Origin of the sequence: Pantoea sp. SIMBA_079, assembly GCF_046940275.1 — a bacterium.
Lineage (GTDB): Bacteria > Pseudomonadota > Gammaproteobacteria > Enterobacterales > Enterobacteriaceae > Pantoea > Pantoea borealis.
The window spans coordinates 1-255 of the sequence record NZ_JAWRYR010000585.1 but is presented as its reverse complement, the minus strand read 5'-3'; the positions used below and the strand labels follow the sequence as shown (position 1 = coordinate 255).

The 255-nt window shown below is 66.3% G+C and carries 1 protein-coding gene; it reads right to left on the bottom strand.

What is annotated here, in order from left to right:
* Window positions 1–255, bottom strand: a 255-nt coding sequence (locus tag SB719_RS21290; RefSeq protein ID WP_412159908.1) for a GTP-binding protein, incomplete at both ends; no start/stop codon positions are given.

Below are 255 nucleotides of genomic sequence, written 5' to 3'. Positions count from 1 at the left end.
CGACTTGTCGATCTTGTTGATCGCGACGATCAACGGCACCTTCGCCGCCTTCGCGAGCTTGACCGCCTCGACCGTCTGCGGCATCACGCCGTCGTCAGCCGCGACCACCAGCACCACGATGTCGGTGATCTTGGCGCCGCGGGCACGCATCGACGTGAACGCTGCGTGGCCCGGGGTGTCGAGGAAGCTGATGACGCCCTTGTCGGTTTCGACGTGGTACGCGCCGATGTGCTGGGTGATGCCGCCGGCTTCGCC